Source organism: Streptococcus mitis, assembly GCF_002005545.1.
In the GTDB taxonomy this organism is placed as follows: domain Bacteria; phylum Bacillota; class Bacilli; order Lactobacillales; family Streptococcaceae; genus Streptococcus; species Streptococcus mitis_I.
Genome location: NZ_LBMT01000001.1, coordinates 529,946 through 553,618 on the forward strand (window position 1 = coordinate 529,946; position 23,673 = coordinate 553,618).

The 23,673-nt window shown below is 40.6% G+C and carries 24 protein-coding genes; 19 read left to right on the forward strand and 5 right to left on the reverse strand.

Going from position 1 to position 23,673, the window contains the following annotated elements:
- Positions 1-183 precede the first annotated feature (183 nt).
- From QS39_RS02635 to QS39_RS02695, 12 genes are all read left to right on the forward strand, one after another.
- Complete coding sequence (locus QS39_RS02635; RefSeq protein WP_077804559.1) at positions 184-1,038, forward strand: VOC family protein; 855 nt, start codon at positions 184-186, stop codon at positions 1,036-1,038.
- Positions 1,039-1,246: 208 nt separating this feature from the next.
- Positions 1,247-1,804: a sugar O-acetyltransferase gene (locus tag QS39_RS02640; protein ID WP_023944052.1), complete on the forward strand. Its 558-nt coding sequence runs from the start codon at positions 1,247-1,249 to the stop codon at positions 1,802-1,804.
- A gap of 204 nt (positions 1,805-2,008) precedes the next feature.
- A complete protein-coding gene (locus QS39_RS02645) occupies positions 2,009-2,773 on the forward strand; it encodes a nucleoside phosphorylase (RefSeq protein ID WP_077804560.1) in 765 nt (254 codons plus the stop codon).
- A gap of 33 nt (positions 2,774-2,806) precedes the next feature.
- Positions 2,807-4,186, forward strand: coding sequence for a TrkH family potassium uptake protein (locus tag QS39_RS02650; RefSeq protein ID WP_077804561.1), 1,380 nt, complete (start codon positions 2,807-2,809; stop codon positions 4,184-4,186).
- A 13-nt stretch (positions 4,187-4,199) separates the two neighbouring features.
- Positions 4,200-4,865, forward strand: a complete 666-nt coding sequence (locus QS39_RS02655; RefSeq protein ID WP_077804562.1) for a potassium channel family protein — start codon at positions 4,200-4,202, stop codon at positions 4,863-4,865.
- A gap of 353 nt (positions 4,866-5,218) precedes the next feature.
- Complete coding sequence (locus QS39_RS02665; protein WP_077804563.1) at positions 5,219-6,235, forward strand: glycosyltransferase family 2 protein; 1,017 nt, start codon at positions 5,219-5,221, stop codon at positions 6,233-6,235.
- Between the two features lie 115 nt (positions 6,236-6,350).
- Positions 6,351-9,062, forward strand: a complete 2,712-nt coding sequence (locus QS39_RS02670; RefSeq protein WP_077804564.1) for an SSURE domain-containing protein — start codon at positions 6,351-6,353, stop codon at positions 9,060-9,062.
- Between the two features lie 123 nt (positions 9,063-9,185).
- Positions 9,186-9,881 (forward strand): response regulator transcription factor, encoded by a 696-nt coding sequence (locus QS39_RS02675; RefSeq protein ID WP_077804565.1) that lies wholly within the window; start codon positions 9,186-9,188, stop codon positions 9,879-9,881.
- Positions 9,881-10,933 carry a sensor histidine kinase gene (locus QS39_RS02680; RefSeq protein WP_077804566.1) on the forward strand — a complete coding sequence of 351 codons (1,053 nt, stop codon included), beginning with the start codon at positions 9,881-9,883 and terminating at the stop codon, positions 10,931-10,933. The genes QS39_RS02675 and QS39_RS02680 overlap by 1 nt, the downstream gene beginning before the upstream one ends.
- A 194-nt stretch (positions 10,934-11,127) precedes the next feature.
- A complete protein-coding gene (gene rpsD / locus QS39_RS02685) occupies positions 11,128-11,739 on the forward strand; it encodes a 30S ribosomal protein S4 (RefSeq protein WP_000092756.1) in 612 nt (203 codons plus the stop codon).
- A gap of 174 nt (positions 11,740-11,913) precedes the next feature.
- Positions 11,914-12,201 (forward strand): type II toxin-antitoxin system RelB/ParD family antitoxin, encoded by a 288-nt coding sequence (gene relB, locus QS39_RS02690; RefSeq protein WP_001101478.1) that lies wholly within the window; start codon positions 11,914-11,916, stop codon positions 12,199-12,201.
- Complete coding sequence (locus QS39_RS02695; RefSeq protein WP_077804567.1) at positions 12,191-12,538, forward strand: type II toxin-antitoxin system RelE/ParE family toxin; 348 nt, start codon at positions 12,191-12,193, stop codon at positions 12,536-12,538. Before relB ends, QS39_RS02695 begins: the two co-directional genes overlap by 11 nt.
- A gap of 268 nt (positions 12,539-12,806) precedes the next feature.
- Here the strand turns inward: QS39_RS02695 and rpmG are convergent, their stop codons facing one another.
- The 4 genes from rpmG to QS39_RS02715 form a co-directional block, all read right to left on the reverse strand.
- Positions 12,807-12,956, reverse strand: a complete 150-nt coding sequence (gene rpmG / locus QS39_RS02700) for a 50S ribosomal protein L33 (protein ID WP_001265622.1) — start codon at positions 12,954-12,956, stop codon at positions 12,807-12,809.
- 15 nt (positions 12,957-12,971) lie between these two features.
- Complete coding sequence (gene rpmF, locus QS39_RS02705) at positions 12,972-13,154, reverse strand: 50S ribosomal protein L32 (protein ID WP_000290417.1); 183 nt, start codon at positions 13,152-13,154, stop codon at positions 12,972-12,974.
- A gap of 151 nt (positions 13,155-13,305) precedes the next feature.
- Positions 13,306-13,506, reverse strand: a complete 201-nt coding sequence (locus QS39_RS02710; RefSeq protein ID WP_000228847.1) for a type II toxin-antitoxin system antitoxin — start codon at positions 13,504-13,506, stop codon at positions 13,306-13,308.
- Between the two features lie 2 nt (positions 13,507-13,508).
- Positions 13,509-14,516: an SPFH domain-containing protein gene (locus QS39_RS02715; protein WP_000136852.1), complete on the reverse strand. Its 1,008-nt coding sequence runs from the start codon at positions 14,514-14,516 to the stop codon at positions 13,509-13,511.
- A 190-nt stretch (positions 14,517-14,706) separates the two neighbouring features.
- On the opposite strand from QS39_RS02715, the gene QS39_RS02720 reads away from it, so the two are divergent.
- The 6 genes from QS39_RS02720 to ilvD all read left to right on the forward strand — a co-directional run bounded on the left by QS39_RS02720 (position 14,707) and on the right by ilvD (position 22,108).
- The gene (locus tag QS39_RS02720; protein ID WP_000460908.1) at positions 14,707-16,737 is read left to right on the forward strand and encodes a BglG family transcription antiterminator; all 2,031 of its coding nucleotides are present in this window, start codon (positions 14,707-14,709) and stop codon (positions 16,735-16,737) included.
- 3 nt (positions 16,738-16,740) lie between these two features.
- Complete coding sequence (locus QS39_RS02725; protein ID WP_000912476.1) at positions 16,741-17,025, forward strand: PTS sugar transporter subunit IIB; 285 nt, start codon at positions 16,741-16,743, stop codon at positions 17,023-17,025.
- A gap of 12 nt (positions 17,026-17,037) precedes the next feature.
- Positions 17,038-18,384, forward strand: a complete 1,347-nt coding sequence (locus QS39_RS02730) for a PTS ascorbate transporter subunit IIC (RefSeq protein WP_000975289.1) — start codon at positions 17,038-17,040, stop codon at positions 18,382-18,384.
- 3 nt (positions 18,385-18,387) lie between these two features.
- The gene (locus tag QS39_RS02735; protein WP_077804568.1) at positions 18,388-19,245 is read left to right on the forward strand and encodes a transketolase; all 858 of its coding nucleotides are present in this window, start codon (positions 18,388-18,390) and stop codon (positions 19,243-19,245) included.
- Positions 19,242-20,174 carry a transketolase family protein gene (locus QS39_RS02740; RefSeq protein WP_023947581.1) on the forward strand — a complete coding sequence of 311 codons (933 nt, stop codon included), beginning with the start codon at positions 19,242-19,244 and terminating at the stop codon, positions 20,172-20,174. Before QS39_RS02735 ends, QS39_RS02740 begins: the two co-directional genes overlap by 4 nt.
- A gap of 230 nt (positions 20,175-20,404) precedes the next feature.
- Complete coding sequence (gene ilvD / locus QS39_RS02745) at positions 20,405-22,108, forward strand: dihydroxy-acid dehydratase (RefSeq protein ID WP_000137346.1); 1,704 nt, start codon at positions 20,405-20,407, stop codon at positions 22,106-22,108.
- Positions 22,109-22,168: 60 nt separating this feature from the next.
- Here ilvD and QS39_RS02750 read toward each other — a convergent pair whose 3' ends face one another.
- Positions 22,169-22,510 (reverse strand): metal-sulfur cluster assembly factor, encoded by a 342-nt coding sequence (locus QS39_RS02750; protein ID WP_049492665.1) that lies wholly within the window; start codon positions 22,508-22,510, stop codon positions 22,169-22,171.
- 124 nt (positions 22,511-22,634) lie between these two features.
- On the opposite strand from QS39_RS02750, the gene rgg reads away from it, so the two are divergent.
- Positions 22,635-23,486 carry a quorum-sensing system transcriptional regulator Rgg gene (gene rgg, locus QS39_RS02755; protein ID WP_077804569.1) on the forward strand — a complete coding sequence of 284 codons (852 nt, stop codon included), beginning with the start codon at positions 22,635-22,637 and terminating at the stop codon, positions 23,484-23,486.
- Positions 23,487-23,673 lie beyond the last annotated feature (187 nt).

The following is a 23,673-nucleotide window of genomic DNA, read 5'->3' on the forward strand; positions in this document are numbered from 1 at the left end:
GTAAGTCATAGGTAAAGTATTTATCGTACTTAGCAAAAAGAATGAACGATAAGAAAGAGGTTGATGACGAACATTGGCCTCTTTTTGTTAGAATAGAGGCTTCAAGTTGTCTGAATTGACTTTCTTGATGGAAATTATATAATGGTTGTAATAACAATAATTACAACAAAAAGAGGACCATTTATGACCTATGAATATAAGAGGCACATTTATTTGGCAGAGGCAGCTTTGAATGTAAAGGATTTGGTCAGTCAAACAGCCTTTTATCAGCAAGTGCTTGGTTTAGAAATCCTATCTCAAACTGAGACAGAGTCCATTCTAGGACTTGGTGGAAAAGCCTTGGTACAGCTGATTCAAGCACAAGAGAGTGGAGAAGTAAGGGAACATTATGGTCTTTACCATCTGGCTATTCTCTTGCCGACACGCAGGGCTTTGGCGGATGTCTTGAAGCACTTGACAGATTTACAGATTCCTCTTGTGGGCGGTGCAGACCATGGTTACAGTGAGGCCCTTTACTTAGAGGATTTGGAGGGAAATGGCATTGAACTCTATCGAGATAAGCCGGTTTCCACATGGGATATTCGAGAAGATGGACGCATTATCGGAGTGACGGAGGCTCTTGTGGCGCAGGACATCTATGAGTTTGGGGAAAGAGTCGAGCCCTTTATCCTAGCAGATGGTACGAGAATGGGGCATATTCATCTTTCCGTCAAGGATGGTCGAAAGTCCAGCCAGTTTTATCAGAAGGCGTTAGAGCTAGAGGATAAATTCAGTGTGCCTAGCGCTAGTTGGATTGCGGCAGGGGATTACCATCATCATTTAGCAGTCAACGAATGGGGAGGAAAAGGTATGGCTCCGCGTAAGCAAGGCTTGCCAGGTTTGGCCTACTATGTCATCGAAGTCGCACATAAAGAAGAATTGTTAACGATTGCCCTGCGAGCACAAGAAGTTGATGCACCAATCAAATGGCTGACATCGAGCCAGTTGGAAATCACAGACCCAGATGGAATCGTGACCCGTATTCGCTTAGCTAGATAGGATGTGATAAAGACAAGCATCTAATACTCAATGAAAATCAAAGAGCAAACTAGGAAACTAGCCGCAGGCTGTACTTGAGTACGGCAAGGCGACATTGACGCGGTTTGAATTTGATTTTCGAAGAGTATCAATTGTAGAAAGTGCTCCTTATTCTAGTCAGACACGTAGAAATTTTGATATGATAGTAGGGAACAAGGAGAAGAATACAATGACCAGTGAATACCAGAAAATGATAACGGGAGAGGTTTACCGTCCATCGGACCCAGAACTGCGTGCCTTGGCTCAGGCTTCTCGCCAAAAACAGTCTGCCTTTAACAAGGAAGAAGATCCCTTGAAGGGAGTCGAAATCATCAAGGATTGGTTCGGCTCGACTGGGCAAAATCTCTATGTCAATCCACGACTGGTGGTCGATTATGGGGTCAATATCCATCTAGGGAAAAATTTTTATTCTAATTGGAACTTGACCATGCTGGATGTTTGTCCGATTCGCATCGGTGACAATGCTATGATTGGTCCCAACTGTCAGTTCTTGACTCCCCTCCATCCATTGGACCCGGAGGAGCGCAATTCAGGTGTGGAATACGGAAAGCCCATTACCATCGGTGACAATTTCTGGGCTGGAGGTGGTGTCATTGTCCTTCCTGGAGTGACATTGGGTAATAATGTTGTTGCTGGAGCAGGGGCTGTAATCACTAAGTCCTTTGGCGACAACGTTGTCCTAGCTGGTAATCCTGCGCGCGTGATTAAGGAGATACCTGTGAAATAGAAGTAAAAAGGAACAGCGGAGGTTTTTTTGTAGGTTTCATCATCTTTTACCCAGCCCACATTTACCTACTTTATATCCTAGTAAGTCTACTTCATTAAGCAATTGCAAAGCATCTCGTAACTGGGATGCTTTTTTCTCCTCAGCTTCCTCCTTGACACTTTGTCAGCTTTTGATACAATAGTACAAAATTAGAGGAGGTGGGTTATGATTCAGAAACATGCGATTCCTATTTTAGAGTTTGATGACAATACTCAGGCGGTCATCATGCCTGATCACGAGGGGCTGGACTTGCACTTGCCTAAGAAGTGTGTCTATGCTTTTTTAGGTGAGGAGATTGACTGCTATGCGAGGGAAGTAGGGGCGGATTGTGTCAGTGAATTTATTTCTGCCACCAAGATCTATCCAGTCTATGTCGTGAACTACAAAGGCGAGGAAATTTGTCTGGCTCAGGCTCCTGTCGGTTCCGCTCCAGCAGCCCAGTTTATGGATTGGTTGATTGGTTACGGTGTGGAGCAGATTATTTCCACTGGAACCTGTGGTGTGCTAGCTGATATAGAAGAAAATGCCTTTTTAGTCCCTGTTCGCGCTCTGCGAGATGAAGGAGCTAGTTATCACTATGTGGCACCTTCTCGTTATATGGAAATTCAGCCAGATGCTATTACTGCTATTGAGGGAGTGTTGGAAGCCAGAGGGATTCCCTATGAAGAAGTCATGACCTGGACGACAGACGGTTTTTACCGAGAAACGGCTGAAAAGGTGGCCTATCGTAAGGAAGAAGGCTGTGCTGTTGTGGAGATGGAGTGTTCTGCGCTTGCGGCAGTAGCCCAACTGCGTGGGGTTCTCTGGGGAGAGTTGTTGTTTACAGCTGATTCCTTAGCAGACTTGGACCAGTACGATAGTCGTGACTGGGGTTCAGAAGCTTTCGAGAAGGCCTTGGAACTCTGCCTTGAAATTGCCTTTCAGATCTAGCTACTCTCCTACTTTTTATGGTACAATGGATGTATGTTATTCAAATTATTTGTTAAAAAAATTGAAAGAGCCTTGGGCGGACTTTCGCCCGCTCGTCGAATTTTTCTGAGTTTCGCTGGAGTTATTTTGATAGGCTCTCTTCTTTTGAGTTTGCCTTTTGTTCAGGCGAGTGGTTCGCAGGCTACTTATTTTGACCATCTTTTTACGACGGTGTCCATGGTCTGTGTGACTGGCCTTTTTACGCAACCAGTGGCTACTACCTATAATGTCTGGGGGCAGTTGATTTGTATGCTTTTGATACAGATTGGTGGTCTGGGGCTCATGACCTTTATCGGGGTCTTTTATATTCAGGGGAAGCAAAAACTCAGTCTTCGCAGTCGTGAAACCATTCAGGAGAGTTTTAGTTACGGGGAAACTAAGTCTTTGAAGTCTTTTATGCGTTCCATCTTTTTGACGACTTTTCTGGTAGAGGGTTTGGGTGCCTTCCTGCTAAGTTTCCGTTTTATTCCTGAGTTTGGCTGGGGACGAGGCATTTTTACTTCTATCTTTTTAGCTATTTCAGCCTTTTGTAATGCTGGTTTTGATAATTTCGGCAGTAGCAGTTTAGTGGCTTTTCAGACGGATCCCTTGATCAATCTGGTCATTGCTGGTTTGATTATCACGGGTGGTCTCGGCTTTATGGTCTGGTTTGACTTGGCAACCCAGTTTGACAAGAAGAAAAAACGCCGTCTGCGTTTCCACACCAAGCTAGTCCTCTTCTTGACTGCAGGGATTTTGCTGTTTGGGACAGTATCCACACTCTTTACGGAGTGGCACAATCCAGGAACGATTGGCAATCTCAGTGTTCCAGAAAAAGTGTTGGTCAGCTTTTTCCAAACCGTCAGCATGAGAACAGCTGGCTTTGCCTCTATTGACTACACTCAAGCTCGGCCTGTGACCTTGTTTATCTATATCCTACAGATGTTTCTGGGTGGGGCGCCTGGAGGAACGGCTGGGGGACTCAAGATTACGACTTTCTTTGTCTTGTTGGTTTTTGCGCGTAGTGAATTGCTGGGCTTGCCTCATGCTAATGTTGCGCAGAGAACCATTGAGGCGCGAACAGTCCAAAAATCCTTTAGTGTCTTCATTATCTTTTTGATGACCTTCTTGTTGGGCTTGATGTTGTTGGGAATTACAGCAGAAGGAACACCGCGATTTATCTATCTTATGTTTGAGACCATTTCAGCCCTTGCGACAGTTGGGGTCACGGCAAATCTGACACCAGAATTGGGCAAGCTAGCTCTTAGCATTGTCATGGTGCTCATGTTTATTGGCCGTATCGGTCCCTTGACCTTGCTGGTTAGTCTAGCGGATTACCAGCCTGATAAGAAAGATTTGATTCAGTATATGAAAGCAGATATTAGTATTGGATAAGAAAGGAAGAACGATGTCAGATCGTACGATTGGAATTTTAGGTTTGGGGATTTTCGGGAGTAGTGTCCTGATGGCCCTTGCCAAGCAAGATATGAATATCATTGCCATTGACGACCACGCCGAGCATATCAATCAATTTGAGCCTGTTTTGGCGCGTGGAGTTGTTGGCGATATTACAGACGAGGAACTTCTCAGAACCGCAGGAATTGATACCTGTGATACGGTTGTAGTGGCAACAGGGGAAAATCTAGAGTCGAGTGTGCTTGCAGTTATGCATTGTAAGAGTATAGGGGTACCAAGGGTTATTGCCAAGGTCAAAAGCCAGACAGCTAAGAAGGTACTAGAAAAAATCGGTGCTGACTCGGTGATTTCACCAGAGTATGAAATGGGGCAGTCTCTAGCGCAGACCATTCTCTTTCATAACAATGTTGATGTCTTCCAGCTGGACAAAAATGTGTCTATCGTGGAGATGAAAATTCCGAGTGTTTGGGCAGGTCAAAGCCTGAGCCAGCTAGATTTACGTGGCAAATATAACCTCAATGTCCTAGGATTTCGTGAACAAGAAAATTCACCCTTGGATGTCCAGTTTGGCCCTAATGATCTCTTGAGGTCAGATGCCTATATCTTGGCGGTCATTAACAACCAGTATCTAGATGACTTGGCAGAATTAAATTCGTAAGGAGGGGGATCCCCTCTTTTTTGATGTCCAAAATAGCAAATAGAGATAGCAAGCCTTGTATTCTAGTAAAAGTCCTTCAAAAACTGGACTTTATGGTAAAATAGAAAGAAGTGACAAGAGAGAGTAATACTCTTCGAAAATCTCTTCAAACCACGTCAACGTCGCCTTGCCGTAGGTATGGTTACTGACTTCGTCAGTTCTATCCACAACCTCAAAACAGTGTTTTGAGCTGACTTCGTCAGTCTTATCTACAACCTCAAACCTGTGTTTTAGCAGCCTGCGGCTAGTTTCCTAGTTTGCTCTTTGATTTTCATTGAGTATAAGAAAAAATCAGTCCCCTAAAGGAGTAGATTATGAAGTTATTGTCTATCGTCATCCCTAGCTACAATGCCGCTGCCTATCTTCATTACTGTGTGGAGTCGCTAGTGATTGGTGGTGAGCAAGTTGAGATTTTGATTATCAATGATGGGTCTCAGGACCAGACTCAGGAAATCGCTGAGCGTTTAGCCAGCAAGTATCCTAGCATTGTTAGAGCCATCTATCAGGAAAATAAAGGTCATGGTGGTGCGGTCAATCGCGGCTTGGCAGAGGCTTCTGGACGCTATTTTAAAGTAGTGGATAGTGATGACTGGGTGGATCCTCGTGCTTACCTGAAAATTTTGGAGACCTTGCAGGAACTAGAGAGTGAAGGTCAAGAGGTGGATGCCTTTGTGACCAATTTTGTCTATGAAAAGGAAGGTCAGTCTCGTAAGAAGAGTATGAGTTATGAGTCAGTCTTGCCTGTCCAACAGATTTTTGGCTGGGATCAGGTCGGAAATTTCTCAAAAGGCCAGTATATCATGATGCACTCGCTGATTTACCGAACAGATTTGTTGCGAGCGAGCCAGTTCCAACTGCCTGAGCATACCTTTTATGTCGATAATCTCTTTGTCTTTACCCCCCTTCAGCAGGTCAAGACCATGTACTATTTGCCTGTCGATTTCTATCGTTATTTGATTGGGCGTGAGGACCAGTCTGTCAATGAGCAAGTGATGATTAAGCGCATTGACCAGCAACTCAAGGTCAATCGACTTTTGGTAGACCAGCTTGATTTATCCAAAGTAAGCCACCCCAAAATGCGAGAATACTTGCTGAATCATATTGAAATCACGACGGTGATTTCCAGTGCCTTGCTCAACCGAGCAGGCACAGCGGAGCATCTGGCCAAAAAACGGGAGCTGTGGACCTATATTCAGCAGGAAAATCCAGAGGTCTTTCAGGCTATCCGCAAGACCATGTTGAGCCGTTTGACTAAACATTCAGTCTTGCCAGCTCGCAAACTGTCCAATGTTGTCTATCAAATCACCAAATCTGTTTATGGCTTTAATTAATATAAGTATTTTATAAGAGGGATTTAAGAAAAATTTTAACTTTTTCTTAATCCTTTTTAATTTTAGGAGATTATACTAGAGTCATCAAATAAAGAAAAACTCTAAGGAGAATCCTATGAAATTCAATCCAAATCAAAGATATACTCGTTGGTCTATTCGCCGTCTTAGTGTCGGTGTTGCCTCAGTTGTTGTGGCCAGTGGCTTCTTTGTCCTAGTTGGGCAACCAAGTTCTGTACGTGCCGATGGGCTCAATCCGACCCCTGCTCAAGTTGTGCCAGATGCTACTTCGGTGAGTGAAAAGAGCGACTTACCAGTAGAACTTCTCAAAGAAGCAGTCGATACTGCTCTTCCTTCAGAACAGGTAGACTCAACACCTAAAGCAAGCTTGGATGCTACAAGCTCTCCAGAAAAAGTGGATGTTGCTGATAAAGACCAAGTGGTAGCGCCAAAAGAAGAAGTGCAAGCAAAACCAGAATCTAAGAAAGAAGCAGAGGATGCGGTTAAACCTGCGACAAATCCTGCGCCTACAGTTGCTGGACAAGACCGTGAAGCAAATGAAGCTCAGCCAGCAACAACTCCAGCCGAAGTCCAAAAAGGTGTGGCTGACAATACCAAAGACACAGTAGACGTCCCAGCCACTTACTTGGACAAAGCTAACTTCCCAGGTCCATTCACAGCCGGTGTTAACCAAGTCATCCCATACGAATTTTTCGCTGGTGACGGTATGTTGACTCGCCTTATCTTGAAATCATCCGACAAGGCTCCATGGTCAGACAATGGTTCAGCTAAAAATCCCGCTCTTCCACCAGTAGAGAAATTAGGCAAAGGTCTCTACTTCTACGAAGTAGACTTGGCAGGTACTCAGGGTAAATCAGATAAAGAGTTGCTTGACCTCTTGAAACAAAACGGCACTCAAAGCTATAAAGCAACTATCAAAGTGTACGGTGCCAAAGACGGCAAAGCGGATTTGAGCAACCTCGTAGCGACAAAGGATTTGGATGTCAACTTGAATGGCTTAACCACTCCAGCTGAAGTGCAAAAAGGCGTGGCCGATAACACCAAAGACACAGTAGATGTTCCAGCTACTTACTTGGACAAGGCCAATTTCCCAGGCCCATTCACAGCCGGTGTCAATCAAGTCATTCCATACGAATTCTTTGCCGGAGATGGTATGTTGACTCGTCTGATTTTGAAAGCCTCAGACAAGGCTCCATGGTCAGACAACGGTTCAGCAAAAAATCCCGCCCTTCCACCAGTAGAAAAATTGGGCAAAGGTCTCTACTTCTATGAAGTGGACTTGGCCGGCACTCAAGGCAAATCTGATAAAGACCTTCTTGACCTCTTGAAACAAAATGGCACTCAAAGTTACAAGGCAACTATCAAGGTGTACGGTGCGAAAGACGGCAAGGCTGATTTGAGCAACCTAGTAGCGACAAAAGAATTGGATGTCAACTTGAACGGCTTGACCACCCCAGCCGAAGTCCAAAAAGGTGTAGCCGACAACACTAAAGACACAGTAGATGTTCCAGCTACATATTTGGACAAAGCTAACTTCCCTGGTCCATTCACAGCTGGTGTCAACCAAGTTATTCCATATGAATTCTTCGCTGGTGACGGTATGTTAACTCGCCTTATCTTGAAAGCATCAGACAAAGCCCCATGGTCAGACAACGGTTCAGCTAAAAATCCAGCTCTCCCACCAGTAGAAAAATTAGGCAAAGGTCTCTACTTCTATGAAGTGGACTTGGCAGGTACCCAAGGTAAATCTGATAAAGAGCTTCTAGACCTCTTGAAACAAAACGGCACTCAAAGCTATAAAGCAACTATCAAGGTGTACGGTGCTAAAGATGGTAAGGCCGATTTAAGCAACCTCGTAGCGACTAAGGATTTGGATGTCAATTTGAATGGCTTAACTACTCCAGCTGAAGTGCAAAAAGGTGTAGCCGACAACACCAAAGACACAGTAGATGTTCCAGCTACTTACTTGGATAAAGCAAATTTCCCAGGCCCATTCACAGCTGGTGTCAACCAAGTTATTCCATATGAATTCTTTGCCGGAGATGGTATGTTAACCCGCCTTATCTTGAAAGCATCAGACAAGGCTCCGTGGTCAGACAACGGCTCAGCTAAAAATCCTGCCCTTCCACCAGTAGAAAAATTGGGCAAAGGCCTCTACTTCTATGAAGTGGACTTGGCAGGTACTCAAGGCAAATCTGATAAAGAGCTTCTTGACCTCTTGAAACAAAACGGCACTCAAAGCTATAAAGCTACCATCAAAGTTTACGGTGTAAAAGATGGTAAGGCTGATTTGAGCAACCTTGTAGCGACTAAGGATTTGACAGTGAACTTGAATGGACATCAGTCTATGATTCCGATGCAGTCAGGTTTCGTCCCATCTTCTAATGGTTCAGCTATGCCGGCTCCAATGATGAATAGTCATCAAGATGCGTCTAAGATGAACGCTCAAATGCCAAGTGCCAATCAGGATGAGATGAAATCTAAAATGCCAGCTGCTAGTCAGGATAAGATGATGCCTAACAAAGAGCAAGACAAAACCATGAATGCTAGCCAGTCAATGGCAACACCAAGCATGAAACAAGATCAAGCTCCAGCAACCTCAAGCAAAATGTCTGATGAAGGCAAGATGGCATCTACTAACAAGGTGTCAAGTCCAATGATGGATAATCAAATGAAAGACCAAAAAGACATGCTTCCATATACTGGTGAAGCCCAAACATCAATGGCTACTCTTGGATTCTTTGGATTAGCCTTGGCCGGACTTCTAGGTGGAATCGGTTTGAAAGCTAAAAAAGAGGAAAATGACTAGTCTAGCTACAGACTTTCTATCTAGGATTTGAAAAATCCAGATATCGTTTAGAATGTTCGTAAAGCGATTAAAATAGTGTTATACTATTGTAGTATAGCACTGTTTTTTTCAAAGGAGAGACAGATGGGAAAGACAATTTTACTCGTTGACGACGAGGTAGAAATCACAGATATTCATCAACGCTATCTGGTTCAGGCAGGGTATCAGGTTTTGGTGGCTCATGATGGAGTAGAGGCCTTAGAAATCTTCAAGCGAAAAGCGATTGATTTGATTATTACAGATATCATGATGCCTCGGATGGATGGTTATGATTTGATTAGTGAGGTTCAGTATCAATCTCCAGATCAGCCTTTTCTCTTTATCACAGCTAAGACCAGTGAGCAGGACAAGATTTATGGCTTGAGCTTGGGGGCAGATGACTTTATTGCCAAGCCTTTTAGCCCTCGTGAGCTGGTTTTGCGTGTCCACAATATCTTGCGTCGCCTTCATCGTGGAGGTGAGACAGAGGTCGTCAGTCTCGGGGATTTACGGATGAATCACGGTAGTCATGAGGTCCAAGTCGGAGATGTGGCGCTTGATTTGACAGTCAAATCCTTCGAACTTCTATGGATTCTAGCCAGCAATCCAGAGCGGGTTTTCTCTAAGACAGACCTCTATGAAAAGGTCTGGCAGGAAGACTATGTGGATGACACCAATACCTTGAATGTTCATATTCATGCTCTTCGACAGGAGTTGGCTAAACATGCTAGTGCAGAAACGCCTACCATCAAAACTGTCTGGGGCTTGGGCTACAAAATTGAGAAAGCACGAGGTAGTTAATGAAATTAAAAAGTTATATTTTAGTGGGGTATGTCATTTCAACACTCCTAACGATTATCGTGGTTTTTTGGGCCATCCAGCGCATGCTAATTGAAGAAAGAGAGATTTATTTCCTAGTGGGGATGACTCTCGTGGCTAGTTTTATCGGTGCTGGGATTAGTCTCTTTCTCCTATCGCCTGTCTTTACTTCATTGGGCAAACTCAAGGAACATGCCAAGCGGGTAGCGGACAAGGACTTTCCATCAAATCTGGAGGTTCAAGGCCCTGTAGAATTTCAGCAATTAGGCCAAGCTTTCAATGAAATGTCCCATGATTTGCAGGCCACCTTTGATTCCTTGGAAGAAAGCGAACGAGAAAAGGGCTTGATGATTGCCCAGCTATCGCATGATATCAAGACCCCCATCACTTCAATCCAAGCGACGGTAGAAGGGATTTTGGATGGGGTTATCAAGGAAGGAGAACAAGCCCATTATCTAGCAACCATTGGACGCCAGACTGAAAGACTCAATAAACTGGTTGAGGAGTTGAATTTTTTGACCCTAAACACAGCTAGAAATCAGGTCGAAACGACCAGCAAAGACAGCATTTTTCTGGATCAGCTTTTGATTGAGTGCATGAGTGAATTTCAGTTCTTGATTGAGCAGGAGGAGCGAGATGTCCATTTGCAGGTAATCCCAGAGTCTGCCCGGATTGAAGGAGATTATGCCAAACTTTCTCGTATCTTGGTGAATCTGGTCAATAACGCTTTTAAATATTCTGCTCCAGGAACCAAGCTGGAAGTGGTGGCTAAGCTGGAAAATAACCAGCTTTCAATCAGTGTGACCGATGAGGGACAGGGGATTGCCCCAGAGGATTTGGAGAATATTTTCAAACGCCTTTATCGTGTAGAAACTTCTCGTAACATGAAAACAGGTGGTCATGGCTTGGGTCTTGCGATTGCGCGTGAATTGGCCCATCAATTGGGTGGGGAAATCACAGTTACTAGTCAGTACGGTCTAGGAAGCACCTTTACCCTTGTTCTCAATCTCTCTGGCAATGAAAATAAAACCTAAAACCCCTTTACAAATCTAGTCATTCATGGTAGAATGGATTTTGTGTGAAATATCAGCAGGAAAGCATGAAGCTCGTCAACAGGTGTCTTATGATAAGTAACCTTGGCTGTTTAGGCGAAGGGCATCTGCACGAATCAGGGCTTTCTAAGTGACTATTTCCACCGAAATATTATTTATATCAGGAGGACATTCAGATGTCACGTTATACAGGACCATCTTGGAAACAAGCTCGTCGCCTTGGCCTTTCACTTACAGGTACAGGTAAAGAATTGGCACGTCGTAACTATGTACCAGGACAACACGGACCAAACAACCGTTCAAAATTGTCAGAATACGGTTTGCAATTGGCTGAAAAACAAAAACTTCGTTTCACTTACGGTGTAGGTGAAAAACAATTCCGTAACTTGTTCGTACAAGCTACAAAAATCAAAGGCGGAATCCTAGGTTTCAACTTCATGCTTCTTTTGGAACGTCGTTTGGATAACGTTGTTTACCGTCTTGGTCTTGCGACTACTCGTCGTCAAGCTCGTCAATTCGTAAACCACGGTCACATCCTTGTTGACGGAAAACGCGTTGATATCCCATCATACCGCGTAACTCCAGGTCAAGTGATCTCAGTTCGTGAAAAATCATTGAAAGTTCCAGCTATCCTTGAAGCAGTAGAAGCTACTCTTGGACGTCCAGCATTCGTATCATTCGATGCTGAAAAATTGGAAGGTTCATTGACTCGCTTGCCAGAACGCGATGAAATCAATCCAGAAATCAACGAAGCACTTGTCGTTGAATTCTACAACAAGATGTTGTAATATTTTATTAAATAAAATAGGCTTTAGAGCCTTGATATTAAGCACTTTGGGGCGCTTTCCCTTAGTGCTTTTTTTGTTTTTACAATAGCTTTTAAGCATACAGCTATAAGTATCTATATGCGACTAGACCTGTATAGTTTAAAGTGATATAATAGTCTAAAAGGAGGTACTACTATGAATGTTTTAGAAAAAAATACACAGGTAAACTTTAAGACTAACAGAGACTTGTTAGAGAAGGCTAAAGCTATTATCACAGCGCAAAATCTTGATATGACAGCTAGTTTTAACTTGTTTTTAGAACACATTGTAGAAAATAAAGCTTTGCCATTTGAAACTCAAGTAGATAAAGAAAGAGAAGAACTTCTATCAGGGTTGCGTGCTGAAATTGCCCGTAGCTTTGACGATTTAGAACATGGAAGAACTTACAGCCTTGATGAAGTGAGGGCTAACCTTGGAATCTAACGAGAACGTATATAGCCTTATTATCTCCGAAACGGTACAAGAACAGCTAAGAGGTATTAAAGATTATATCTCAGCTAACTACTTTTCAGAACAGGCAGGAGCAAACACAGTTAAGAATATTCTTTATGGTTTGAAGCGGCTTGAAGTTTTTCCAGAAGCAGGATTTGATGCTGATGAAAGAGTAGGAGTTATTATATACCCACCCCACAAAACTCGATGCATCATTTTAGGCGATTACCTAGCCTTCTATCATATTTTAGAGGACAGAAAAGCTGTCTTTGTATCAGATATTATTCATAGTAAACAGGACTACATCCGTTTGTTCAAGAAAAAATAGTGCATATTATTGAACTGTGTTTTGGATTCCAAAAATTTTAGAAAAGATTACTCTATTTCAAAAATTTTTAGGAATGAAAATATAAAAAAAGAGAAACCTCATAATGAAGTTTCTCTTGCTTTTAATCGTCCGAATCATTATTCTTATTTCAAAAAGAGGTAGTGAAAAATGTAGTCATTCGAATGATTTTGATTGCAATGTACTGAAATTAACAAAAAGAAAAAACGCATGAATGCGTTTTTCTTCTGTATTGATTCGTATTGAATGCTTACTTAACTTCTGTAAACACAACGTGTTTGCGAAGTTTTGGTGAGTATTTCTTCAATTGAAGACGGTCTGGAGTGTTACGTTTGTTTTTAGAAGTAAGGTACAAGCGTTCACCAGATTCTTTGTGTTCAAGTGTAATATTTACGCGCATGGTATCTCCCTTCTATTATTCAGCTGATGCAGCTTTAGCGATTTTACGTCCTTTGTAGTATCCTTTAAGTGATACACGGTGAGAACGTGAGTAATCTCCAGTAGTTTCGTCAAAGTTTACAGATGGAGCTGTTACTTTGTAGTGTGTACGACGTTTGTTTTTCTTCGCTTTTGAAGTGCGACGTGCAGGTACTGCCATTTTGATTTCTCCTTTAGGTATTTATATTCGATTCAATCTACTGATTTTCATCAACCATACTAGGATAACACATTTTTTTTGTAAAGTAAAGTTACTTGACAAAAAAAGATGAAAAAATTCTCCTGTAAGACCTAGCAGACAGGAGAAGGTGTTAAATATCAATCTCAAATGGTTCGTCAATGGTTTCTGATACGTATTTTCCGTCTTTCTTCCGTTGTTTGACACATTCTGTGAGGAGATATTCGATTTGCCCATTGACTGAACGAAAGTCGTCTTCTGCCCATGATGCGAGTGCAGCGTATAACTTTGTTGAGAGTCGAAGGGGGATCTGCTTTTTTTTAGCTTCAACCATCTTTAGTAAAGACTTCCTGTGTTGACAATTGGTTGTGCATCATGATTGCCACAGAGGACGACTAGGAGATTTGAAACCATGGCAGCTTTTCGTTCTTCGTCAAGCTCTACCAATTCCCCTTCATTGAGTCGTTCTAGTGCCATTTCAACCATTCCTACAGCACCATCCACAATCATCTTACGGGCATCAATAATGGCAGATGCTTGTTGGCGTTGAAGCATGACAGCAGCAATTTCTGGAGCGTAAGCTAGGTAAGTAATACGTGCTTCAAGGATTTCCAAGCCAGCATCCTCAACACGACTTTGGATTTCTTCACGAATACGATTAGCCACAATTTCGCTAGAGCCACGGAGACTACCTTCATCTGCTTGGCCGTCACCCGTAGTATCCACGTTAGGAGACACATCGTAAGGATAGATGCGGACAATATTTCGGAGGGCGCTATCACATTGCAATGAAAGATATTCTTTGTAGTTATCAACGTTGAAAACTGCCATAGCGGTATCGACAACTCTCCAAGTTACCGCGATACCGATTTCTACAGGGTTTCCTAGACAATCATTGATTTTTTGGCGAGAATTGCTCAAGGTCATGACTTTGAGGGAAATGTGCTTATTGCCAATTTCAATATTTACATCATTGTCATTTGATGATTTAGCTCCTAAAAAAGGAGATTTCGTGCTAACGTCACCACTTTGTCCAAGTCGAGTGTGGTTTGCAGGGGTGACTGCTACGCTGAAGGGATTGACAAAGTAAAAGTCAGGTTCTTTGATGGTACCTGTATAGTTACCAAAGAGTGTCAGAACCATAGCCTCCTGAGGTTTGACAACTTTTAAACCAGCATGAGTTAGTGCTGCAATTACGATTAGTAAAGGTCCGATAATAATTCCAAAAATGTTTTCCGAACCAACACCCATTATAAATATAAAGATACCAAGTACGATTGTCAACTCAATGAGAATCAATGCTAATACACCATTTGGTTTTGAATTGATTAGTTTTTCAGTCATAAGAATGATCTCTGTTATTTGATATCTAAATGATATCATTTTGTTTTTAAAAATTAATAGAAAGTTGACAAATAATCACTAAAAAGTTTCAGCCCAATAATTACTTGTAGGAAGTGAGATTATATTGTGCTGAAATACTCTTTTATTCTTATAACTTTTACACTATAATTGTAGTTAGAAAGGAAGAGAAATGTTTGATTATAGAGCACTAGTTATTTTGATGACTTTGATGGATCATTGTGAGCTATCATTATATGAATTATCTGTTAAGGTGAGCTTACCTATAAAGGAAGTCAAAGAAGGAATAGATTATTTAGTGCCTTATCTAGCTAATAAAGGGATAGTGCTGGATAAAAAACAAGGTCGCTATAGTTTATCAAATCGTACGAAGCAGTCTTTGACAGATATTATTAAGTCGGATGAATTGGTTTTACCAAAGTCGACTCGCTTAGCATTAATCTATCTTTACACTTTTTGCCGATTAGATTTTATATCGAATAATCATTACCAAGACTTTTTGAAAGTAAGTAAGAATACAACCTTATCTGATATTCAATCATTAAGAAAGATTATGTTAGATAATGATTTGGAGCTAGGGTACAGTAGAGCAAAAGGTTATACTTTACACGGTTCAGAGTGGAATAAGCACCGTTTAGCTTTTCAAATGGTTAGTGAGTTGCTGGAATCCTCCATAGGGATTTGGGGGTTGGATTATGTTTTATCCAGTTGGGGGTATTCATTAACTTATGATTTGATTGATCAGGTAGTTAAAGATTATTATGAAAAGCTACAGATAGTACCTATTGTTAATCAATTAAAAGTTTGCCTTTTCGGTTTAGTATTCATTATATGTAGGTATCAAAGGGATGTTGAAAGAGTATGTCTTTCAGAGACATTAGTATCTCCTATTATTGAAGATATAACGACTATTTTATTGGATACAGTAGTTGATTTGGGAATTATAGATACGGTATTTTCAGAGGATGATTATCGCTATATCACAGTTTTATTATCAAGTTGCTTTGAAGGTGAAGTAGATGTTGCTCCGGTTTACTTTAATCAATTAACAGAGGCTATTATAAGTAGAATGGAAGATATTTCTTTGTTACATTTTAAACAAAGAGAAGTATTGAGAGAAAATCTTCGCCGCCACCTTATACCGGCTTACTATAGATTAAAGTTCGGCTTACCTAGTTCAAATGAATATGTGTTGCATGTTAAAGAACAGTATCCTGATTTATTTGAACTAGTAAAAGATTCTTTGACTCCCTTGATGGACGCTATTGACAAGCCCATACCTGATAGTGAAACAGCATATTTTGTTATCCATTTTGGAGGATATTTAAAGAAAGCAGACAATTTGCCTCAAAAATGTTATAAAGCAGCAATTATCTGTCCTAATGGAATTAGTTCTTCATTGATGATAAAAGAGAATCTATTAGCATTATTCCCTCAAATTGAGTTTATAGGAACCTCAAAGATTGATGATTTATACGCGAAAACTAGTAGTGACTATGATATGGTTTTTTCTACTATAAAGGTGGATACAGAGAAGCCAAATTATCTAGTTTCTGTTATGATGACGGAAGAACAAACAACACAGTTAGTTGAATTGGTATCAAAAGATTTCCCAGATACAGGTTATCGAGATATTGAGCTTAATCAGATAATTAGCATAGTAAGACGATATAGTGTAATCACACAAGAATTAGAGTTAAAATTAGCATTAAAGAGGTATCTCTATCAAGAAATGAACAGAAAGGAAGTGTTACCATTGTTAGAAGAATTAATTACAAAAGAAACTTATCAGGTTAGTTCGGAAAAATTAGGATGGAAGGAGGCAATTCGTTTAGCAGCTAAACCGCTTTTGGATCAACATAAGATAACTGAGAACTACCCTGAGGCAATGATTCAAAAAGTAGAAGAGTTTGGGCCTTTTATTAATTTAGGGAAGGGAGTAGCAATTCCTCACGCTCGGCCAGATGAAGGTGTGAATGAAATAGGAATGTCAATGTTAGTTTTGGAAGAACCGATTTATTTATTGGATAATCCAGAACAAGAGGTAAGATTGTTGATTTGTATTGCAGCCATTGATAATGAGAGTCATTTAAAGGCTTTGTCACATTTAACAACAATTTTAAGAGATAAAAATCATGTTCAAACTTTAATATCATCAAAAAACTATGATGATATTGAAATGATAATTAAACAGGAGGATTAGATAATGTTAAAAATTGGTACAGCTTGTGGTTCAGGATTAGGTTCAAGTTTTATGGTACAGATGAATATTGAATCTGTATTGAGTGATTTGAATGTTTCAGATGTAGAAGTTGAACACTATGATTTAGGTGGAGCAGATCCAAATGCAGCTGATATTTGGATTGTTGGTCGTGATTTAGCTGATTCAGCTAGTCATCTTGGAGATGTTCGTATCTTAAATAGTATTATTGATATGGATGAACTACGAGAATTAATTACTAAACTTTGTGAAGAAAAAGGACTTATTTAGGAGGCTAGCGTCATGATGAAGTTCATATTGGATATTGTTAGTACACCAGCTATTTTAGTAGCTTTAATTGCAATCTTAGGATTAGTTCTTCAGAAGAAGAAATTACCTGATATTATTAAAGGTGGAATTAAGACTTTTGTTGGTTTCTTAGTTGTATCTGGTGGTGCAGGAATTGTACAAAATTCTTTGAATCCATTTGGTACCATGTTTGAACATGCTTTTCATTTATCTGGAGTTGTACCGAATAATGAAGCAATTGTAGCTGTAGCTTTAACAACATATGGCTCAGCTACTGCAATGATTATGTTTGCAGGTATGGTATTCAATATCTTAATTGCTCGTTTTACTCGATTCAAATATATCTTTTTAACAGGGCACCACACTCTATATATGGCGTGTATGATTGCGGTCATTTTATCAGTTGCTGGCTTTACAAGTTTGCCTCTTATCTTACTAGGAGGATTAGCGCTCGGTATTATTATGAGTATTTCCCCAGCATTTGTGCAAAAATATATGGTTCAATTAACTGGAAATGACAAGGTGGCTTTAGGTCATTTCAGTTCTTTGGGATATTGGTTGAGTGGTTTTACTGGTAGCCTTATCGGTGACAAATCAAAATCAACAGAGGACATTAAATTTCCAAAGAGTTTAGCTTTTTTACGTGATAGTACTGTTAGCATTACTTTATCTATGGCAGTTATTTACATTATTGTAGCTATCTTTGCAGGGTCAGAATATATAGAAAAAGAAATCAGTAATGGTACAAGTGGTCTAGTTTATGCTTTACAATTAGCAGGTCAATTTGCAGCAGGGGTATTTGTTATTTTAGCAGGTGTTCGCCTTATTTTGGGTGAAATTGTTCCAGCCTTTAAAGGTATTTCAGAGCGTCTTGTACCTAATTCAAAACCTGCTTTGGATTGTCCGATTGTTTATACTTATGCACCCAATGCAGTTCTAATTGGATTTATCTCTAGTTTTGTTGGTGGTTTAGTGAGTATGGCAATTATGATTGCTTCAGGAACGGTTGTTATTTTACCAGGTGTTGTGCCTCATTTCTTCTGTGGAGCGACTGCAGGTGTTATTGGGAATGCATCTGGTGGTGTTCGTGGAGCCACTATTGGAGCATTTTTACAAGGTATTTTAATTAGTTTTCTTCCAGTCTTTTTAATGCCAGTTTTGGGAGGACTTGGTTTCCAAGGATCAACTTTCTCAGATGCAGATTTTGGTCTATCAGGAATTATTTTAGGAATGTTGAATCAATTTGGCTCACAAGCAGGCATTGTTATTGGTCTTGTTCTTATTCTAGCAGTTATGTTTGGAGTATCCTTTATTAAAAAGCCATCTGCAAAGGAGGAATAAGGGATGATTTTAAGTGAAAACAGAGAAGATGAGTTAAGAAAATTTGCAACAAAAATCCGATTAAATACTCTTAGAACATTAAATCATCTTGGATTCGGCCATTATGGAGGGAGTCTGTCTATAGTAGAAGTTTTAGCAGTGCTTTATGGTGAAATAATGCCGATGACTCCAGAAATATTTGCATCACGAGATAGAGATTATTTTGTTTTATCCAAGGGACATGCTGGACCTGCTTTGTACAGCACACTCTATTTGAATGGTTTCTTTGACAAAGAATTCTTACATTCTTTAAATACAAATGGAACCAAATTACCGTCTCATCCTGATAGAAATCTAACGCCGGGCATAGATATGACAACTGGCTCTTTAGGACAGGGAATTAGTGTTGCAACCGGACTTGCATATGGTCAGAGAATAAGAAAAAGTCCCTTTTATACATATGCCATTGTTGGAGATGGTGAGTTAAATGAGGGACAATGTTGGGAGGCTATACAGTTTGCTTCTCATCAACAGTTATCCAACTTAATTGTATTTGTTGATGATAACAAAAAACAATTAGATGGTTTTACAAAGGATATTTGTAATCCAGGTGATTTCGTAGAAAAATTTTCAGCATTTGGATTTGAATCCATTAGGGTCAAGGGTTCAGATATTAGAGAAATTTATGAAGGGATTGTCCAATTAAAACAGTCAAATAATTCATCACCTAAGTGCATTGTATTAGATACTATTAAAGGTCAAGGGGTTCAAGAGCTGGAAGAAATGAAATCCAATCATCATCTTCGCCCTACTGTAGAGGAGAAACAAATGTTAACTTCAGTTGTAGAAAGATTAAGTCAGGAATTGGAGGAAACAGAATGATGAGAAGTACGAAGGAATTACGGCATGTATATAGAGACTTCCTTTTAGAGGCTAACCAAAGTTATTCTGATATAGTAGTTTTAGAAGCAGATTTGTCAAGTTCGATGGCTACTAATAATCTTGAAAAGGACTTTGGAGACCGTTATGTGAATGTTGGAATCATGGAAGCAGAAATGGTCGGGCTTGCAGCAGGTTTATCAATTCAGGGGTTTAGACCTTATCTTCATACATTTGGCCCTTTTGCTTCACGAAGAGTATTTGATCAATTATTTATTTCTCTTGGATACGCACAATTGGATGCCACTGTGATTGGATCAGATGCAGGAGTAACGGCAGAGATGAATGGTGGAACACATATGCCATTTGAAGAAATTGGATTGTTACGTTTAATTCCTAAATCGATCATTTTTGAAGCAACTGATGATATCCAATTTCGTGAAATCTTGAACCAGACATTAGAATTAAAAGGATTAAAATATATTCGAACAATTAGAAAAGCTCCAGAGGCTGTATATCAAGGTGGAGAAGATTTTTCTAAAGGCTACATTGAGTTAAGACACGGTGAAGATGTTGTAATAGTTGCTTCTGGCATAATGGTTGCTCCAAGTATTCGAGTTGCGGATGAACTGTCTAAATTAGGTTATTCAGTAGGTGTGATAGATTTATTTAGAATCAAACCGATACCAGAACAGATAAAAACAATGTTAAGTGGAAAAACTATATTTACTGTAGAAAACCACAATCAGATAGGTGGAATTGGCAGTGCTTTATGTGAATTATTCTCTGATGATGGAATAACAAAAATTCATCGGATGGGTGTTCAAGAAAGATTCGGTCAAGTAGGGAAAATGGATTATCTTCTTAATGAGTATGGTTTGAGTGAATCGAATATAAAAGAGAAAGTTTTAGCGTTTTATAATGCAAGATAGATGTTAAATACACTTATCTGAAAGAACTTCTGTAAAAATTACATTACGTTATTTAAAGTAAGCGGATTAAAAGCATATTCTGGTAATCAGAAAGTGCCCTGATCCGCTTTGTTGTTTTTAATTTAAAATGTTTATATGCGTATAGAATTTTCTGAAAATTCAAGAATTTTCTTCTGTTCATTGCTTTTAAAATGTGCTATAATAGTAAAAACTGAAATGGGAGGGAACAAATGACTGAATTAGATAAACGTCATCGCAGTAGCATTTATGATAGCATGGTTAAATCACCAAACCGTGCCATGCTTCGTGCGACCGGTATGACAGATAAGGACTTTGAAACACCGATTGTGGGAGTGATTTCGACTTGGGCGGAAAACACACCATGTAACATCCACTTGCATGATTTTGGGAAATTAGCTAAAGAAGGTGTCAAATCTGCAGGCGCTTGGCCTGTGCAGTTTGGGACTATCACTGTAGCGGACGGGATTGCCATGGGAACGCCTGGTATGCGTTTCTCTTTGACATCTCGTGATATCATTGCGGACTCAATCGAGGCGGCTATGGGTGGTCATAACGTCGATGCCTTCGTCGCTATCGGTGGCTGTGACAAGAACATGCCTGGATCTATGATTGCCATTGCTAATATGGATATTCCAGCAATTTTCGCCTATGGTGGAACCATTGCACCGGGAAATCTTGATGGAAAAGACATTGACCTGGTTTCTGTGTTTGAAGGTATCGGAAAATGGAACCACGGTGACATGACAGCTGAGGACGTAAAACGTCTTGAATGTAATGCCTGCCCTGGCCCTGGTGGCTGTGGTGGTATGTATACTGCTAATACCATGGCGACCGCTATCGAAGTTTTGGGTATGAGTTTGCCAGGTTCATCCTCTCACCCAGCTGAATCAGCTGATAAGAAAGAAGATATCGAAGCAGCAGGACGTGCTGTTGTTAAGATGTTGGAACTTGGTCTCAAACCATCAGATATCTTGACTCGTGAAGCCTTTGAAGATGCTATCACTGTAACTATGGCTCTCGGTGGTTCTACAAATGCCACTCTTCACTTGCTTGCCATTGCCCATGCCGCAAATGTTGACTTGTCACTTGAGGACTTCAATACAATTCAAGAACGTGTGCCTCACTTGGCTGACTTGAAACCATCTGGTCAGTATGTCTTCCAAGACCTTTACGAAGTCGGTGGTGTGCCTGCGGTTATGAGATACCTCTTGGCAAATGGATTCCTTCATGGAGACCGCATCACATGTACTGGTAAGACTGTAGCTGAGAACTTGGCTGACTTTGCAGACCTCACACCAGGTCAAAAAGTCATCATGCCACTTGAAAATCCAAAACGTGCGGACGGTCCGCTTATCATCTTGAACGGGAACCTTGCTCCTGACGGTGCAGTTGCCAAGGTATCAGGTGTTAAAGTTCGTCGTCACGTTGGACCAGCTAAGGTCTTTGACTCAGAAGAAGATGCGATTCAGGCCGTTCTGACAGATGAAATCGTTGATGGCGATGTTGTCGTTGTTCGGTTTGTTGGACCTAAGGGTGGTCCTGGTATGCCTGAGATGCTCTCACTTTCATCAATGATTGTTGGTAAAGGTCAAGGAGACAAGGTTGCCCTCTTGACAGACGGACGTTTCTCTGGTGGTACTTATGGTCTGGTTGTTGGACATATCGCTCCTGAAGCTCAGGATGGTGGACCAATTGCCTACCTTCGTACAGGCGATATCGTTACGGTTGACCAAGATACCAAAGAAATTTCCATGGCCGTATCCGAAGAAGAACTTGAAAAACGTAAGGCAGAAACTACCTTGCCACCACTTTATAGCCGTGGTGTCCTTGGTAAATATGCCCATATCGTATCATCTGCTTCACGCGGAGCCGTGACAGACTTCTGGAATATGGACAAGTCAGGTAAAAAATAAACTTAAAAAGCAAGCCAATCTCGGCTTGCTTCTTTTCATCTTCAAAAGTGATTTGCCTGCTTAACGAGGTGGCAGTCCAAGGGCAATACGGCCATAGCGACTGATTCGTGTAATCTTCCAGGCAGGCGACCAGGTAACTTCAACCTTGACATCTTGGATACCCTCGATTTGTTTGAGACCTGCAACGATTTCGATAGGCAGGCTTTCGGCGCAATCGCAGGCAGTATCGGTGAAGGTCATGACAATCTTACAGAGGCCTGTTTCGTCTAGATTAATTTCATAAATCAGCCCTAGATTGTAAACATCCAATTCCACATCTGTATCAAAAACCTTCTCTAGTTTTTCGATAATTTGGTCTTGTAAGGCCAAAGCACGGTCATTGATTTTGATATCCTCTCTCATTACAGTCCCTCCACGTGATAAATATCCTCTATTTTCTCATAATTCTGACAATTTGGCAAGTTTTTGATGAATTTTCCGAAAAAATATGATAATATAAAGAAAATGCTGAATCAAGGGGAAGCCTATGGAGAAGATTGGAAAAGTCTTTAGACAATTACGAGAGTCAAGAAATATCTCGCTGAGACAAGCAACTGGGGGACAATTTTCGCCGTCTATGTTATCTCGCTTTGAAACAGGTCAGAGTGAGCTTTCGGTGGAAAAGTTTTTATTTGCCCTAGAAAATATATCTGCTAGTGTGGAGGAAATCCTCTTTCTAGCGAGAGGTTTTCAGTATGATACAGATTCTGAGTTGAGAAAAGAAATCAAAGATGTCTTGGATCCAAAGAACATAGCTCCGCTTGAGGACTTGTATCGCAGGGAGTATCAAAAGCATGCCCATTCTCACAACAAACAGAAACATATCCTAAATGCCATTCTTATCAAGTCTTACATGAAGAGCATGGATGAAAGGGTAGAGTTAACAGCAGAGGAAGGGAAAGTCCTTCATGAGTACTTGTTTTCTACCGAGATTTGGGGAATCTATGAACTCAATTTATTTTCAGTCAGTTCACCATTTTTATCTGTTTCTCTTTTCACTAGGTATGTTAGAGAAATGGTACGTAAATCTGATTTTCTAATGGAAGTGTCTGGCAATCGAAACCTGTTTCACACTATACTATTGAATGGCTTTTTAGCTAGCATTGAGTGTGAAGAATTTACCAATGCCTCTTATTTTAAACGTGTCATCGAAGAGCATTTCTACAATGAAAATGAAACCTATTTCCGAATTGTCTATTTGTGGGCGGAAGGTCTTCTTGATAGCAAGCAGGGTAGAGTCAAGGAAGGTCAGAAAAAGATGGAGGATGCTGTCCGTATTTTTGAGATGCTTGGCTGTAATAAATCTGCCGAATACTATAGAAAAACGACCGATTGTTGAATATCTGCAAACTAAGAAAATTATTTGAAATTTTAAGTGATAGAATTGTTGAGTTCTCTCAGGTCATCAAAGAAATTCTATCGTTTCTTTTTGCTCATTTCATTTGTTGCATATATTCAAAAGTTTTTTCTCTAGAATTTCTAAGTGCTATACTATAGTCATACTTCACATAAAACTTCTAACAAGA

Excerpts from the sequence above, each read along its gene's own strand:
- QS39_RS02635 (WP_077804559.1), top strand. The coding sequence starts at position 184 with ATGACCTATGAATATAAGAGGCACATTTATTTGGCAGAGGCAGCTTTG.
- QS39_RS02640 (WP_023944052.1), top strand. The coding sequence starts at position 1,247 with ATGACCAGTGAATACCAGAAAATGATAACGGGAGAGGTTTACCGTCCA.
- QS39_RS02645 (WP_077804560.1), top strand. The coding sequence starts at position 2,009 with ATGATTCAGAAACATGCGATTCCTATTTTAGAGTTTGATGACAATACT.
- QS39_RS02650 (WP_077804561.1), top strand. The coding sequence starts at position 2,807 with ATGTTATTCAAATTATTTGTTAAAAAAATTGAAAGAGCCTTGGGCGGA.
- QS39_RS02655 (WP_077804562.1), top strand. The coding sequence starts at position 4,200 with ATGTCAGATCGTACGATTGGAATTTTAGGTTTGGGGATTTTCGGGAGT.
- QS39_RS02665 (WP_077804563.1), top strand. The coding sequence starts at position 5,219 with ATGAAGTTATTGTCTATCGTCATCCCTAGCTACAATGCCGCTGCCTAT.
- QS39_RS02670 (WP_077804564.1), top strand. The coding sequence starts at position 6,351 with ATGAAATTCAATCCAAATCAAAGATATACTCGTTGGTCTATTCGCCGT.
- QS39_RS02675 (WP_077804565.1), top strand. The coding sequence starts at position 9,186 with ATGGGAAAGACAATTTTACTCGTTGACGACGAGGTAGAAATCACAGAT.
- QS39_RS02680 (WP_077804566.1), top strand. The coding sequence starts at position 9,881 with ATGAAATTAAAAAGTTATATTTTAGTGGGGTATGTCATTTCAACACTC.
- rpsD (WP_000092756.1), top strand. The coding sequence starts at position 11,128 with ATGTCACGTTATACAGGACCATCTTGGAAACAAGCTCGTCGCCTTGGC.
- relB (WP_001101478.1), top strand. The coding sequence starts at position 11,914 with ATGAATGTTTTAGAAAAAAATACACAGGTAAACTTTAAGACTAACAGA.
- rpmG (WP_001265622.1), bottom strand. The coding sequence starts at position 12,956 with ATGCGCGTAAATATTACACTTGAACACAAAGAATCTGGTGAACGCTTG.
- rpmF (WP_000290417.1), bottom strand. The coding sequence starts at position 13,154 with ATGGCAGTACCTGCACGTCGCACTTCAAAAGCGAAGAAAAACAAACGT.
- QS39_RS02710 (WP_000228847.1), bottom strand. The coding sequence starts at position 13,506 with ATGGTTGAAGCTAAAAAAAAGCAGATCCCCCTTCGACTCTCAACAAAG.
- QS39_RS02715 (WP_000136852.1), bottom strand. The coding sequence starts at position 14,516 with ATGACTGAAAAACTAATCAATTCAAAACCAAATGGTGTATTAGCATTG.
- QS39_RS02720 (WP_000460908.1), top strand. The coding sequence starts at position 14,707 with ATGTTTGATTATAGAGCACTAGTTATTTTGATGACTTTGATGGATCAT.
- QS39_RS02725 (WP_000912476.1), top strand. The coding sequence starts at position 16,741 with ATGTTAAAAATTGGTACAGCTTGTGGTTCAGGATTAGGTTCAAGTTTT.
- QS39_RS02730 (WP_000975289.1), top strand. The coding sequence starts at position 17,038 with ATGATGAAGTTCATATTGGATATTGTTAGTACACCAGCTATTTTAGTA.
- QS39_RS02735 (WP_077804568.1), top strand. The coding sequence starts at position 18,388 with ATGATTTTAAGTGAAAACAGAGAAGATGAGTTAAGAAAATTTGCAACA.
- QS39_RS02740 (WP_023947581.1), top strand. The coding sequence starts at position 19,242 with ATGATGAGAAGTACGAAGGAATTACGGCATGTATATAGAGACTTCCTT.
- ilvD (WP_000137346.1), top strand. The coding sequence starts at position 20,405 with ATGACTGAATTAGATAAACGTCATCGCAGTAGCATTTATGATAGCATG.
- QS39_RS02750 (WP_049492665.1), bottom strand. The coding sequence starts at position 22,510 with ATGAGAGAGGATATCAAAATCAATGACCGTGCTTTGGCCTTACAAGAC.
- rgg (WP_077804569.1), top strand. The coding sequence starts at position 22,635 with ATGGAGAAGATTGGAAAAGTCTTTAGACAATTACGAGAGTCAAGAAAT.